This window comes from uncultured Dokdonia sp. (genome assembly GCF_947496725.1).
Classification (GTDB): Bacteria; Bacteroidota; Bacteroidia; order Flavobacteriales; family Flavobacteriaceae; genus Dokdonia.
In genome coordinates, this window is record NZ_CANMDS010000007.1 from 158,773 (window position 1) to 173,571 (window position 14,799).

11 protein-coding genes are annotated in these 14,799 nt (G+C 37.5%); 6 read left to right on the top strand and 5 right to left on the bottom strand.

All coding sequences use genetic code 11. From position 1 onward, the window contains the following. Window positions 1-24 precede the first annotated feature (24 nt). Both Q0948_RS14430 and Q0948_RS14435 read left to right on the top strand, forming a co-directional pair. On the top strand, window positions 25-507 hold the full coding sequence (locus Q0948_RS14430; protein ID WP_013751723.1) for a winged helix-turn-helix transcriptional regulator: 483 nt from the start codon (window positions 25-27) through the stop codon (window positions 505-507). Between the two features lie 81 nt (window positions 508-588). Then, entirely contained in the window at window positions 589-1,110 is a 522-nt protein-coding gene (locus Q0948_RS14435) for a DinB family protein (protein WP_298353942.1), read from the top strand. On the opposite strand, the gene aroB is transcribed toward Q0948_RS14435, so the two are convergent. Further along, window positions 1,105-2,193 carry a 3-dehydroquinate synthase gene (gene aroB, locus Q0948_RS14440; protein WP_298353939.1) on the bottom strand — a complete coding sequence of 363 codons (1,089 nt, stop codon included), beginning with the start codon at window positions 2,191-2,193 and terminating at the stop codon, window positions 1,105-1,107. The genes Q0948_RS14435 and aroB overlap by 6 nt on opposite strands. An 89-nt stretch (window positions 2,194-2,282) precedes the next feature. On the opposite strand from aroB, the gene Q0948_RS14445 reads away from it, so the two are divergent. After that, window positions 2,283-3,452, top strand: coding sequence for a proline dehydrogenase family protein (locus Q0948_RS14445; RefSeq protein WP_298353933.1), 1,170 nt, complete (start codon window positions 2,283-2,285; stop codon window positions 3,450-3,452). Here Q0948_RS14445 and Q0948_RS14450 read toward each other — a convergent pair whose 3' ends face one another. The 3 genes from Q0948_RS14450 to Q0948_RS14460 are packed head-to-tail and all read right to left on the bottom strand — an operon-like array spanning window position 3,453 to window position 5,637. Next, a complete protein-coding gene (locus Q0948_RS14450) occupies window positions 3,453-4,037 on the bottom strand; it encodes a hypothetical protein (protein ID WP_298353930.1) in 585 nt (194 codons plus the stop codon). It lies immediately after the preceding gene. Window positions 4,038-4,049: 12 nt separating this feature from the next. Further along, window positions 4,050-4,430: a hypothetical protein gene (locus tag Q0948_RS14455; RefSeq protein WP_298353927.1), complete on the bottom strand. Its 381-nt coding sequence runs from the start codon at window positions 4,428-4,430 to the stop codon at window positions 4,050-4,052. 7 nt (window positions 4,431-4,437) lie between these two features. Further along, window positions 4,438-5,637, bottom strand: coding sequence for an alanine dehydrogenase (locus Q0948_RS14460; RefSeq protein WP_298353924.1), 1,200 nt, complete (start codon window positions 5,635-5,637; stop codon window positions 4,438-4,440). A 192-nt stretch (window positions 5,638-5,829) separates the two neighbouring features. On the opposite strand from Q0948_RS14460, the gene Q0948_RS14465 reads away from it, so the two are divergent. Further along, window positions 5,830-7,194: a pyridoxal-phosphate dependent enzyme gene (locus tag Q0948_RS14465; protein WP_298353921.1), complete on the top strand. Its 1,365-nt coding sequence runs from the start codon at window positions 5,830-5,832 to the stop codon at window positions 7,192-7,194. A gap of 174 nt (window positions 7,195-7,368) precedes the next feature. Further along, the gene (locus Q0948_RS14470) at window positions 7,369-8,646 is read left to right on the top strand and encodes a DUF2851 family protein (protein ID WP_298353918.1); all 1,278 of its coding nucleotides are present in this window, start codon (window positions 7,369-7,371) and stop codon (window positions 8,644-8,646) included. A 221-nt stretch (window positions 8,647-8,867) separates the two neighbouring features. Here the strand turns inward: Q0948_RS14470 and Q0948_RS14475 are convergent, their stop codons facing one another. Further along, window positions 8,868-10,460 carry a peptide chain release factor 3 gene (locus Q0948_RS14475; protein ID WP_298353915.1) on the bottom strand — a complete coding sequence of 531 codons (1,593 nt, stop codon included), beginning with the start codon at window positions 10,458-10,460 and terminating at the stop codon, window positions 8,868-8,870. Window positions 10,461-10,974: 514 nt separating this feature from the next. Between Q0948_RS14475 and Q0948_RS14480 the strand changes: the two genes are divergently transcribed. After that, window positions 10,975-14,799, top strand: a 3,825-nt coding sequence (locus Q0948_RS14480; RefSeq protein ID WP_298353912.1) for an Ig-like domain-containing protein, incomplete at its 3' end; no start/stop codon positions are given.

Consider the following 14,799-nt stretch of genomic DNA (forward strand, 5'->3'; position numbering starts at 1 on the left):
TTATATTCAAAAAACGCAGATACAATGGCAAAGTTCAAATTAGACGAAGTAGACCACCAGATACTCGATATGCTTATCGAGAATACAAGAACTCCTTTTACAGATATAGCAAAAAAATTACTCATCTCTGCAGGTACTGTACACGTACGTGTTAAGAAGATGGAAGAAGCGGGAATTATCACAGGTTCCTCACTTACACTAGATTACGGAAAATTAGGCTATTCTTTTATAGCATACGTGGGTGTATATATTAATAAGACATCACAAACTACTTTTGTGCTTGAGCGCATTGCTCAAATCCCGTTTGTAACTGTCGCTCACGTAACTACAGGTAAGTTTAATATCTTCTGTAAAATAAGAGCAAGAGATACGAATCACGCAAAGAATGTTATATTCTTACTAGATGATATAGATGGTGTATATCGTACAGAAACGATGATCTCGCTAGAAGAGAGCATTAATGACAAGAAAAGATTAATGCACTCTATCTTTCAAGATCTAGTATAATTAGAACCGCAGAATATTTTAAAACCCTTTCTCACAACGAGAAAGGGTTTTTTATTACTTTTAACTTAAATTTTTTAGACTATGACAACGCGAGCAGAAGTTAAAGAGCCAGAATATAACACCTACTATAATCAGTATATCTCTCAGGTACCAGAAGAAACAGATTTACTTGAGGCATTACAATCTGGGCTAGATTTTACCGTGTCGTTTTATAATAGTTTATCAGAAGAGCAATTACTCTTGCGTTATGCGCCTGGTAAATGGACTCCTAAAGAGGTATTGTTACACCTTATAGACACTGAGCGCATATTTTCATATCGTGCATTACGCTTTTCTAGAATGGACGCTACGCCTTTGCAGGGTTTTGAGCAAGATGATTTTGTGGCTTCAAGCAATGCAAATGAGCGTACTATATCATCTCTACTTGAGGAGTATGCTAGTGTGCGTCTAGCAAGCTTAAGTCTCTTTACATCTATGACAAAAGAGACTGTGCGTGTAATAGGAGAAGCAAGTCAAAGCCCGTTAAGCCCTCGCGCAGCAGGATTTATAATCGCGGGTCACGAGCGTCACCACATTACCATAATTAAAGAAAGGTATTTATAAGGTAGCTTGCTGTGTGCTCTCTAGATAATGATCAAAGGCCTTATATATAAGTTCGTTTGGAGCTTGTTTGTCTATAACGGCACTTCCTATACTTTCTAGAAGTACAAAATTTATATTACCATTTGTATTTTTCTTATCGTGCTTGAGGTATTCTATAATGGGTTCTATGTCCGCTTTCGCGAAAGCGACCTCCTCATACATATCATTAAGCGTAGTTGTAATATCATCTAGCGCATCCTTATTAAGCCCCGTAAGCTCCACCGAAAGGTAGCTCTCTAAAATCATCCCAATTGCTATTGCCTCTCCGTGTAAAAGCGTCTTTCTAGTGTCTGAAGCTAGGCAGTATGACTCAATAGCGTGACCGAGTGTATGACCGTAATTAAGGGTTTTTCTTATACTTTGTTCTCTAGGGTCTTGAAGTACAATTTCATTTTTTATGATGATACTCTCATAAATGAGTTGGCTCAAATCATCTGTGGTCATCTCGCTCAAGTTTTTAAGCTTGTTCCAGTAAGATTTATCTGCAATGAGTCCGTGTTTATACATTTCTGCAAGGCCAGAACGGAGTTCTTCTGGTGGTAATGTTGCCAGAAAGCCACCGTCTATAAGTACCATTTGTGGGTTGTTTATAACACCTATGAGATTTTTAAGTGTGCCTAGATCAACACCTGTTTTGCCACCTACACTGGCATCTACCATAGAGAGAAGAGAGGTCGGGATATTTATAAAGTCCATACCACGTTTAAAAGTACTTGCTACAAACCCACCTAGATCTGTAACAACTCCTCCACCTACGTTAATCACAAGTCCTTTTCTATCTGCATCTAGTGCTGCTAGGGCATCCCAAACTCCACTACAGGTTTCTATCGTTTTATTAATCTCACCGTGTGGTATCTCTATGACTTCTATAGGTATTTCGGTAGCTAGATTGCCTAAAAAAGGAGCAAGACAATCTTCGTGGGTATGATCATCTACTATTACAAATATCTTACTGTAAGAGCTTTGGAGTAATAGTACATTAAGGGCATCATATCCAGATTGATTAAAAACGATATCGTATGAGGCAGCTTGAATGGTAGTCATTATAATGTAATTTTAACAGTTGCAAATTACTCACTTTTGGTTTAAAAAAGTGTAATCTAGATGTATATTTGTCTAACTAATTTAAGCATATGCAAACCTCTCTTTTTGACAATACAGAAAATGCCTTTAAGCTCAAATCTGATAGTGAGTTAGAACGCGCGTACTTTCTTTTTAAAATGATTTCTAAAGAACCACTTGTGCGCATAGGTACAGCAGCAACTCGTTTTGCACTTAATGCAAACCTGCCTGTAGAAGGTCTTATACGATCTACTGTTTTTGATCACTTTTGTGGAGGTGTTAATGAAGAAGACTGTATGACATCTGTAGATAAACTGTACAGTGCAAATGTGTGTTCTGTTCTAGATTATTCTGTAGAGGGTAAGGAAGAAGAAGCTTCTTTTGACGAGTGTATGAATAAAGTAATAGGTCTTGTAGAGTTTGCAGATGAGAAAGATGCAATGCCTATCGTGGTTTTTAAACCTACTGGTGTAGGTCGTTTTGCAATCTGGCAAAAGCTTACAGAGGGAACGGCGCTTACCTCAGAAGAACAGGTAGAGTGGGAGCGTATTAAAGAGCGTATGCACGCTATATGTAAGATAGCAAAAGAGCGTGATGTAGAAGTGCTCATAGATGGGGAAGAATCGTGGATGCAAGATGCCGCAGATGATATGGTGGCAGAGCTTATGGCAACTTACAATAAAGAAAAACCCATTGTCTATAATACCTTGCAGTGTTACCGTCACGACCGCTTAGAGTACTTAAAAAAACTACATCTTGAAGCACGTGCTAGAGATTTTAAAATAGGTATGAAAATCGTGCGAGGTGCCTATATGGAAAAGGAAAATAAACGCGCTAAAGAAAAAGGATATCCAACGCCTATATGTAAAGATAAGCGCGCTACAGACGAAAACTTTAATGCGACGATGCGTTATATTTTTGAAAATATAAATGACATCTCTCTATTTTTAGGAACACACAATGAAGACAGTTCTTTACTTGCAGTGAAGCTTATGGGGGAGATGGGAATCGCAAAAGATGATAACCGAGTGTGGTTTGGACAATTATATGGTATGAGTGATCATATAAGTTTTAACTTATCTCTTGAGGGGTATAATGTGGCAAAATACCTTCCCTTTGGCCCTGTAAAAGATGTAATGCCATACCTCATACGTCGCGCCGAAGAAAATACATCTGTAGCGGGACAAACTAATCGTGAGCTAGAGCTTATTAAAGCAGAGCGTAAGAGAAGAAAGTTATAGTTATTCTACTATTTCCTTAGTATTGTTGTTTTCTCGGTTAGTATAAAGATCTATTGCCTTGAGGTAGTTAAGGCCGCCTTGAAGTGTTTGATCTATCATAAAACCATCTAGCTCCTTGTGATTATTTACTATCCACTGGGTAAGACCTTCCTTTTGCTCGGTCCATAATTTCCAGTCAGTATTGATAAAATCAACATTGTCAATCCTACTTATTTTACCATTAGTAAAATGTACTAAATGTTTAGTGACAAGAGGATTGTTTCTTAAAAACTCAAATCGTTTAGAGCTTGCAGATATAGTTACGAGAAGGTCATTTTCTTGTTGCTCAATATTAATAATCTTTACCTGAGGCACAAATACAGAATCCCATTTAAAATGAGTTTTAAAACTCTCTGGTGTAAAATTCATTATATAATCACCTTCTGTGATTGTGAGGCTGTCTGAGAGCTGAGTCTCTATTAATTTATAATCACCATTATTAAAGCCGCTGTAGTAATTTTTTACCGTCGCAATACGTGAAGTTTCTTTTGAGGAACAAGCACTTATAACTAGTAGTAGAAGTATAGCGTATGTTGCTGTTCTCATAGTGGTATAGCGTTATTCTTTAATTTCTTTTATAGAAACTATGCGTACCGACTCTTCACAATTATCTAGCGTCATTTTAAGATCTTTACCAGTTTCATCCTCTCCGGTAATCACATAAAAACCACAAGGCTCTTTGCGTGTCTCGCTTTCACCAAAGTCTACTTCTCCTAGTTTTAAAAGTCTATTTATAGTTACAGTGTCACGTTGCATAGACGCAAGCTCTGCTGTAGCATCTGGTGACAATGTATAGGGTTTAATTCGTAAGTTTTTTAAAACCCGCTGCTGCGGAAAATAGGCACAACTTGTTTTTTTACCGCTAAAAAAGAATGCGAGTACGATAAGTCCTATAGAAAAACCACCTAGGTAATAACCTATACGTTTTAGAATGTGCATATGCTTGCTAGAAAATCAAAAGGTTGATGTCTCGGTGAGAAAGATTAAACCAGTCTGCTACCGATTTTTTGGTTAAAATACCGTGGTAAAAATACAATCCATTTTTTAATCCTCGGTCAAAGCGCAGCTTATTTTCTATACCACCTTCCTCTGCAATATCTAGTAAGTAAGGAGTAAAAATATTACTAAGTGATACAGAAGCCGTACGCGCAAATCTAGCAGGTATATTAGGCACGCAATAATGAGTCACTCCGTGTTTTTTATATGTAGGAGCATCGTGTGTTGTTACTTCAGAAGTTTCAAAGCAACCACCCATATCTATACTTACATCTATAATGACAGCTCCATTCTTCATTCCTTCTACCATCACCTCACTTACAATAACAGGAGCGCGATTTGCGCCTCTTACAGCACCTATAACCACGTCGCATCTTTTTAATGCTTTTACAAGGTTTTTAGGCTGTATGGTAGAAGTGTATAGTGGTCTCCCTACATTAGTTTGTATAGAGCGTAGTTTAGTAATAGAGTTGTCAAATATTTTTACGTTTGCTCCAAGACCTATAGCAGATCTAGCGGCAAATTCTCCCACAGTTCCCGCACCTATTATAACAATCTCTGCAGGTGGCACACCACTTATATTGCCTAGTAGCATACCAGTACCTGTTTCTGAGCTAGACATAATTTCGGCAGCCATTTGTACAGCAGCGGTTCCTGCTATTTCAGAGAGTGTACGTACGGCAGGGTAAGTACCATCTTCGTCTTTTATAAACTCAAAGGCAAGTGCTGTGATGCGCTTGCTAGCAAGGGTTTCAAAATATTTTTTTTCTTGTGTTTTAATTTGCAAGGCAGATATGAGTACCGTCTGTGGGTTCATCATCTCGATTTCCTCTAGTGAAGGCGGTTCTACCTTTAAGATCATAGGGCAAGAAAAAACCTTTGCGGTATCTTTTGTGATCTCGGCACCGTTTTCTGAGTAATCTTTATCGGTATATCGAGCGCCCTTTCCAGCCTTAGACTCTACCATCACACGGTGACCATTTGCAGTAAGTGCACCTACAGCATCTGGCGTGAGACATACACGTCGCTCTTGAAAATGCGTCTCTCTAGGGATGCCTATAAAGAGCTCGCCACGTTTCTTTTCGACCTCAAGGCATTCTTCTTGAGGAAGTAACATTTCTTTGGTAAAAGGTGAGCTGCTCGTGTCCATTGTAGTTTGGTAAGTAGTTACTCAAAAGTAAGGAATTATTTACCAAAACTTTACTTATAGTCCCCTAGAGGTGCTTATGGAGATTTGTATTGCGCTTTCGCGAAAGCGTACTCACACCCGTACTAATTATTTGTAATGCGGGTGATGCATCTGCGTCTTACTAAGTATCTTTGCAATCAAAAATTAAAGGAGATGAACTACGCCGAAAATATATTAGGAACTATAGGAAACACACCTATGGTAAAGATGAACGCACTTGTAAAAGACTTGCCTTGTCTTGTCCTTGCAAAGTATGAGACTTTTAACCCTGGTAACTCTGTAAAAGACCGTATGGCTTTACAGATGATAGAAGATGCAGAGGCAGATGGAAGACTTAAACCAGGAGGTACAATTATAGAAGGTACATCTGGTAATACAGGTATGGGACTCGCTCTTGCGGCTATCATAAAGGGGTATAAGATGGTTTGTGTTATTTCAGACAAGCAGTCTAAAGAAAAGATGGACATATTGAGAGCTGTGGGGAGTGAGGTAATTGTTTGTCCTACTAATGTAGAGCCAGAAGATCCAAGATCATACTACTCGACATCTGCACGTCTGGCAAAAGAAACGCCTAATAGCTGGTATGTTAACCAGTATGACAACCCTAGTAACGCAAAAGCACATTACCAAAGCACGGGTCCAGAAATATGGGAGCAAACCGAAGGTAAGGTTACACACTTTATAGTGGGTGTAGGTACCGGAGGAACAATTTCTGGAGTAGGTAAATATCTTAAAGAACATAACCCTAATGTAAAAGTATGGGGAGTAGATACCTATGGATCTGTATTTAAAAAGTATCACGAGACGGGTATTTTTGATGAGAATGAGATTTATCCATACATCACAGAAGGAATAGGAGAGGATATTTTACCAAAAAACGTAGATTTTTCTATTATAGATGGATTTACTAAGGTGACAGATAAAGATGCCGCTGTATATACAAGAAGACTAGCAAAGGAAGAGGGAATGTTTTTAGGAAACTCTGCCGGGTCTGCCATAAAGGGGTTACTGCAACTTAATGAAGAAGGTAAATTTGGCCCAGATGACGTAGTGGTGGTACTTTTTCACGATCACGGTAGTCGTTATGTGGGTAAAATGTTTAATGATGACTGGATGCGTGAGCGCGGTTTCTTAGATCAAGAGTATAAAGTTGCTAGTGATCTTATTAAAAACCACATAAATAAACCATTAATTACTGTAAAAACAGAAGAGCTTGTATCACACGCTATAGAGCGTATGCGTGAGTTTAAAATATCTCAAATACCTGTAGAAGATACAACTGGCATAGTAGGATCTGTAGATGAGGCCGACCTTTTTAGAGCCTATATGGAAAATAATGATGTAGCAGATACACCTATTAAAGACGTTATGGGAGCTGCATATCCCGTAGTTCAAAAAACTGCAGTCATTTCTGAAGTGTCAAAACTTATCACAAAAGAAAATAATGCAGTGCTTGTAGACCTGGGAGAAGGTAAACATCACATAATTACAAAGCACGATATCATAAACGCTATCTAGTGGTTGCATAGATAAGGTGAGAGCTAAAGAGGTGGACATTGTCTACCTCTTTTTTTTGCTCTCTCATAGAAGTAATAGCGTATCCTTATAATGTTGATTTACAATCTAATTACTTGTAAATAGTAACATTAGTTGTGAGAATTTTCTATTTTAGAACCTTAATACTTGGTGTCTATGCAAGAAGATTTTCTTCATTATTTATGGAAATTTAAGAAGTACGCTTTCGCGAAAGCGAAAACCATCACAGGCGTACCTATAACCTTAGTAGCCACAGGACAACATAATGAACTCTCGGGTCCAGATTTTTTTAATGCAAGTTTGCATATAGGTGATCAGTTATGGGCAGGAAATGTAGAGATACACTTAAAATCTTCTGACTGGTATGCTCATCATCACGAGAGTGATCCAGCATATGACAATGTGATACTGCACGTAGTCTGGGAGCACGATGTTGAGATTTATAGAGCAAATAATGACGCCATACCCACTCTGGTTCTTAAAGATTATGTCTCACCACAGGCGCTCGAGAATTATGAAAAGCTATTTGCAAATCAATCTCAAAAGTGGATAAATTGTGATGTAGATATCAAGCGTGTGCCAGATATGATAGAAAATAACTGGCTGGAGCGTTTATATTTTGAAAGACTAGCTCGCAAAACCGACCTTATCAAGCCTTTGCTAGAGATGGTAAATAATGACTGGGAGGCTACATTTTTTATATTGTTACTCAAAGGCTTTGGGACCAAAATCAATGCAAGTTCTTTTCAATCAATAGGAGAGAAGCTCCCTTTTTCTGTAATACGTAAATGTGCTCCAGAGCCCTTTAAGCTAGAGGCGTTATTGCTTGGTATGGCAAACCTCCTGCCAGAAGATACTATAGATTCTTACCCTATACAGCTACAGGGTGAATTTGAATTTATACTACATAAATTTGCTCTTGATAGTAGTGGTATTTTGCCCGTGCAGTTTTTTAAATTACGTCCAGATAATTTTCCCACCATACGGTTATCCCAAATAGCGCAACTATATCACAAGCATCCTAATTTATTCAGTAAAGTGATGACCGCAAAAAACGTAGAGGATTTATACTTGCTTTTTGATATAAAAGCGTCCTTATATTGGGATACACATTATTCTTTTGGAAAAGAACAAAAGAAACGAGTAAAAAAGCTCACAAAATCTTTTGTAGATATTTTGCTTATCAATGCGGTCTTGCCGTTACGTTTTTATTATTCACAATATCTAGGGAAAGATGAAGGTGAGTTGTTGCTCAAAATGATACAAGCTATAAAACCTGAAAAAAATAGTATCATTAAGAAATTTGAACAGATTAGAGCAAAAACAAAAAACGCCCAAGAGACTCAGGCGCTTTTAGAATTAAAATCTCAATATTGTGATGTAAATAAATGTCTATCGTGTGCTATTGGAAATTTCCTCATAGCAGATAGTTGAATTCTATTGTATACGTGGTAAATATAATTTCTATTAATTATAGATTTTACTAATTAAAAATTAATAACAATAAATTAAAATTATTAAAATTCAGTTATTTTAAAGGTTTCTAATAGGTTTTTAAATTTAAACCAGCCACTTGTAGCGTTGATACCTTAAAAAACTCTTAGAGTCGCTTAAAATGAATATTTCGTAAAATTTTAATTTTTATGTCTCATTGTTTAATCTTTAAATTCACTCACGTAGTGCATTTTTACAGATGGATATTTTTGTTGAGTCATCTGTAAAGTAAAAGGGGAGTCGGCAAGAAATACGAGTTGACCTCTTTTGTCTTTGGCCATAAAACGCTGTTTAACTCTCAAGAATTCTTTAAATTCTTCGCTTTTTGGGTCTTCTGGATCTACCCAGCAAGCTTTTGATACGCCTAGAGGTTCATATGTACATTTTGCGCCATACTCGTGCTCTAGTCTATATTGTATTACTTCATATTGTAATGCACCTACGGTACCTATAACCTTTCTCCCGTTGAGTTCTAGTGTAAATAATTGTGCTACACCTTCATCCATAAGTTGATCTATACCTTTTGCTAACTGCTTAGATTTCATAGGGTCAGCATTGTTTATATATCTAAAGTGCTCTGGAGAGAAAGCAGGTATACCTTTATAGTGTAGTATTTCTCCAGAGGTTAAGGTGTCGCCTATCTTAAAGTTACCGGTATCGTGTAAGCCCACAATATCACCAGGGTAAGAGATGTCTACAATTTCCTTACGCTCTGCAAAAAATGCATTAGGACTTGAAAATTTTAGGTTTTTCTTATTACGTACGTGCAAGTATGGTTTATTGCGCTCAAAAACACCAGAAACAATCTTTATAAAGGCAAGTCTATCTCGGTGCTTAGGGTCCATATTTGCGTGTATTTTAAATACAAATCCAGAAAAAGCATCTTCATTAGGTAAAACAAGGCGCTCCTCGCTCATTTTAGGCCTTGGTGGCGGTGCAATCTTTACAAAACAATCTAAGAGCTCTCTCACTCCAAAATTATTTAATGCCGAACCAAAAAACACAGGTTGTTGATGTCCAGCTAGATAGTCTTCTTGATTAAACTCGGGGTATACGCCTTGTACAAGGTCAAGTTCTTCTCTTAAATCATTTGCAGATTTCTCACCAACGAGTTCATCTAGTATGCTGTCTTGCAGGTCTGATACCTTAATAGTTTCTTCTATATTCTTTCTACTATCACCACTAAAAAGATTGACATTCTTCTCCCATAAGTTGTATATACCTTTAAAGTCGTAGCCCATACCTATAGGAAAACTTAATGGAGTCACTTTAAGGTGTAGCTTTTCTTCTATTTCATCAAGCAGTTCAAAAGCGTCTTTACCTTCACGATCCAGCTTGTTTACAAACACGATCATAGGTATATTACGCATTCTACACACCTCTACAAGCTTCTCTGTTTGTGGTTCGACCCCTTTTGCTACGTCTATCACTACAATTACACTATCTACAGCTGTGAGTGTTCTAAAGGTATCTTCGGCAAAATCTTTGTGTCCTGGTGTATCAAGTATGTTTACTTTAATACCATTATATTCAAAGGCTAGTACAGAAGTGGCTACAGATATACCACGCTGGCGCTCTATTTCCATAAAGTCACTAGTTGCTCCTTTTTTAATTTTATTAGATTTTACCGCTCCGGCTTCTTGTATTGCTCCTCCAAAAAGGAGTAGTTTTTCTGTAAGAGTAGTCTTTCCTGCATCTGGGTGAGATACAATCCCAAAGGTTCTTCTACGTGCTATTTCTTTTTTGAAACTCATAAGATGTGCATTCTATTAGCTTGCAAATATACTATATAGTGGTTAGTGTTTAGTTATTGATACAGAGCACTTGTAATAGCTTGATTTGTGGTAATAAGTGTTTGATATGTAGCGTTTTGAGGGGTTCGCTTTCGCGAAAGCGTTAAGATATTATTTTGATATTAGAGGATTTAAGTTGCAAACATTTCTGTTGAACTGCTTTTTTTGTGTATTTTACCGAGTATAAAATGCAATTGGACTAAAAGTTGATTTTTCAAATTTCGAATTTCAATAATGACGTATATTTGTATCCCCAACTTAGAATGACATAAATTAACTAAATCTCAAATTGAGGTTTTTGAAGTTTTTTTTGATTTTTTTGTTGTGGTCTATTTTATTGCAAACCTGCACAAAACATAAGTAATGTGTTTTCTCACAGAACTTAAATCACTAAAATTTTTTTAAACCAATTTTGAGTCGAATTGATTTCGTACTTAAAATGTATAATTATGCTTTTGCATAATAATTGAATAAGATGAAAAGAAAATTACAATTAAGCAGTTTTATTAAAATCTCTTGTATTGCTATTGTTGCAATGTTAAGTTGTTTTGAGGTGAGCGCACAGTCGCAATCACCCTCAATTACTTCTGGCGTGACGTTTGATTATAGCGATGTTCAAGATGTTAATAATGATGGTTCTATTACTGGTTTAGAGAGAAATAGACCAGCTACTATTAGGTCTATTAGTGTTGGGTCAAATGTGTATAATACATTTGTAGTTCCTTCTAATTACCAGTTAACTAGGCTAGGAAGTTCTGGACATAATCCAAATGGAATTTACCGTAATGGAAGTCTTATCGTTAATACGAGTTCGACAGCTACACTTAATATTAATGATTCTAATACTTGGGATGATGCTGCATTAGACGCATTTCAGGACAAAAATTTAAATCATTATTTTACTTCAAATCCAAATGGAGCTAATTTTTGTGGTAATTTTTCTGCGGCTGCAACTACAAATGCTCAAAAGCAAACCTTGTTTTATAGTCCTGCAATACCATCTAATCAGGATGGTGTTCTTGCAGTTACTGAGCGTGGTGGTAACAACTGTTACTATATAGAGATGTGGGGAACGCCGGCAGGTGGTGGTCCTGAGCAAAAATTAGGAGAGACATTTGTGAGAACAAATGGAGACTTAAGAACTGCAAATGTGCAGCCTCCTAATCAAGGAACAGCAGCTAGTGGAGATGAGTCTGATTATTGGGCTTCTGGTAGAATGCTTGAAAACGGACAAACTATCGCAATAGCGCTTTTTGAGTTAAACGATATTGCACCTGTAGGGTCAAAAATTTCAAGAGTAGAATTTGTTGCTGCATCTAATGATCACGGAGATGGAAAGTTATTTATACTTCAGAAATATGCGGTAGATCAATTAGAGATAGGGTGTCTTGATGAGATGTTTGAAGGAAATATTGATCTTTCTAATAATGTGCCAGATGGTTCTCATTATACATTAGTAGATGGTCCTTCTCCAGCAGGAGCTGGATTTAATCTAAATGGAGATGGTACTTTTAGTTATACTCCTCAACCAGGTTTTACTGGTGATGTGGTTTTTGAATATCAAGTGTGTTTACCTGCGCCTAACTCTAGTGTATGTGATAGAGCTTTTGTAACTCTTAATTATGTAAGTCCTCCAGAGGCTGCGATTGTTGATTTAGATTGTAATGCAAACGGAACAACAAATCTAATAGTTACTAGTCCTTTAGGAAGTAACTTAGAATATTCTATAAATAACGGACCTTTCCAGTCTAATACTACTTTTTCAAATTTATCTGAAGGTTCATACATTGTAACCGTACGTGATATAAATACGGGATGTTTTCAAGCATCTACATCTGGTTTTGTTATAGAAAACCTAGAGGTAGCGGTACCTATTGATGTTACAGATGTTAGTTGTTTTGGTGGAGATGATGGTGCAATTAATCTTGAGCCATCTGGTGGTACGCCTCCTTATGAGTTTGAGTGGAGTAATGGAGCAACCACAGAGGATATAAGTGGTTTAACTGCGGGTTCTTATACCGTTGTTGTTACAGATTCTTTTGGGTGTGAGCTTGAGGCAACTGCAGTTGTAAGTGGTCCGGCGATGGCTGTAAGTATCGCTCCTGATACTGTGATTGCAGATGTTTCTTGTTTCGATGGTAACGAAGGCGCTATAAATATAACACCTCAAGGAGGAACAGCTCCTTATACTTACATATGGAGTAATGGTGCTACTACTCAAGATATTTCAAATCTAGAAGCGGGTTCTTATACAGTAACAGTAAAAGATTCACGACAGTGTGAGGCTGAGGCTACATTTACAGTTGAACAGCCTACTGCAGCATTAGCAGAGTCAGCTTCAATAACTAATGTATTGTGTAATGGAGATAGTACTGGTGTTGTTCAATTAACAATAACAGGAGGTACACCTCCTTACTCTTATGAGTGGAGTGATGGATCAACTTCTGCAACATTAGAAGATGTTGCTGCTGGTAGTTATTCTGTTACTGTGACTGATGCTAATGATTGTGAGCTTCAAGAATCTTATACTATTACTGAGCCAGACTCACCTTTAAGTATAAATCTTACGAGAGAAAATGCAACTACAGCTCAAAATTGTGAAGATGGAGTAGCAACTGCAGCGGTTACTGGAGGAACAGCTCCTTATTCATATCTATGGAGTAACGGTGCAACTGTTGCAACTATTTCAGATCTTTCTGATGGCACATATTCTGTAACTGTTACAGATGCAAACGGTTGTGAGCTTACTCAAAGTGTTGTTGTAGACTGTATAAACACTTGTGATGCAGTTATCGCTATTGGTACTGTAACAGATGTGTTATGTGCAGCAGAAGAAACTGGTTCAACTACTGTAAGTGCTAGTTCTGAGGCAAATCCAGACGCTCTTTTTACATTTACTTGGAGTAATGGTGAGGTTGATGCAGGTGTAACAGCTAGTACATTAAATAATATAGGTGCTGGTGTTTATACGGTGAGTGTTACTATAGATGGTACTGTGTGTCAGCCAGTAGAGCAAAGTGTGACAATATCTGAACCGAGTTCAGCTGTAGGGGTTGCGATTTCTACAGAAGATGAAACGGGCCCTGGTCTATCTAATGGTGAGGCTACAGCTTCTGCTAATGGAGGGGTGGCGCCTTATACATACTCTTGGAGTAATGGAGCAACCACAGCTCAAATTGAAAATTTAAGCCCTGGAGATTATACTGTAGAAGTTACAGATGATAATGGGTGTACAGTTGAAAGTACTGTAACTATTAATCCTGGAAGTTGTAATAACTTAGCAATTACTACAGGGGTAGAAGATGTAACTTGTAATGGTTTTTCAGATGGTTCTATTACATCAACGACAACCGGAGGAAATGGTCCATTCACTTATTCTTGGAGTAATGGAGCGACAACAGAAAATATTAATGATATAACAGCTGGTTCTTACACAGTTACAGTTACTGATACTTTTACAAATTGTACTGCTCAGTCTACAGTTACTGTAAACGAGCCAACGGTCTTAAGTGCTGGTATAGCTGTTAATAATGTATTGTGTTTTGGAGAGTCAACTGGTTCTTTAAACCTTACTGTTTCTGGAGGTACTTTAGATTACTCTTATGAATGGAGTAGTGGTCAAACTATTGAGGATTTAACAGGCTTACCTGCGGGTAGTTATTCAGTAGTTGTAACAGATGGTAATGGTTGTACAACTACAGCATCTGCTGTAATAAGTGAGCCTACTAGTGCTGTGACTGCTGATGTGTCAAGCACAAACGAAAACGGAGCAACTTCTAATGACGGTACGGCAACTGCAATCCCAGAAGGGGGTACGCCACCGTACACTATATCTTGGAGTAATGGTGAAACTTCAGAAACTATTAGTGGTCTTGATGCTGGTGATTATACAGTTGTTGTAACAGATGCTAATGGTTGTAGATATGAAGAAACAGTTACTGTAGCTTCTACAAACCAAGTTCCTGCTCCTGTAAACGATTCGGCAACTACAAATGAAGATACAGCTGTAGAAATTGATGTTACGGATAATGATAATTTTGGATCTGACGGTCCAAATGATTCTGTAATAGTTATAACAGAACAACCAGATAATGGAACAGTTACAGTTGATGATGGTGGAACACCAAATGATCCAACTGATGATTCTGTAATTTATACTCCAGATCCTGATTTTAATGGAACTGACACTTTCGAATATGAAATTACGGATAGCAATGGAGACTCTGAGACTGCTACTGTAGTAGTAACAGTAACTCCAGAGGCTGATGTTGTAGATGACGCTGAGACAACACCTGAAGAT

Bases quoted from the DNA above. Each gene is read 5' to 3' on its own strand.
- Q0948_RS14430 (WP_013751723.1), top strand. From the start codon at position 25: ATGGCAAAGTTCAAATTAGACGAAGTAGACCACCAGATACTCGATATG.
- Q0948_RS14435 (WP_298353942.1), top strand. From the start codon at position 589: ATGACAACGCGAGCAGAAGTTAAAGAGCCAGAATATAACACCTACTAT.
- aroB (WP_298353939.1), bottom strand. From the start codon at position 2,193: ATGACTACCATTCAAGCTGCCTCATACGATATCGTTTTTAATCAATCT.
- Q0948_RS14445 (WP_298353933.1), top strand. From the start codon at position 2,283: ATGCAAACCTCTCTTTTTGACAATACAGAAAATGCCTTTAAGCTCAAA.
- Q0948_RS14450 (WP_298353930.1), bottom strand. From the start codon at position 4,037: ATGAGAACAGCAACATACGCTATACTTCTACTACTAGTTATAAGTGCT.
- Q0948_RS14455 (WP_298353927.1), bottom strand. From the start codon at position 4,430: ATGCACATTCTAAAACGTATAGGTTATTACCTAGGTGGTTTTTCTATA.
- Q0948_RS14460 (WP_298353924.1), bottom strand. From the start codon at position 5,637: ATGGACACGAGCAGCTCACCTTTTACCAAAGAAATGTTACTTCCTCAA.
- Q0948_RS14465 (WP_298353921.1), top strand. From the start codon at position 5,830: ATGAACTACGCCGAAAATATATTAGGAACTATAGGAAACACACCTATG.
- Q0948_RS14470 (WP_298353918.1), top strand. From the start codon at position 7,369: ATGCAAGAAGATTTTCTTCATTATTTATGGAAATTTAAGAAGTACGCT.
- Q0948_RS14475 (WP_298353915.1), bottom strand. From the start codon at position 10,460: ATGAGTTTCAAAAAAGAAATAGCACGTAGAAGAACCTTTGGGATTGTA.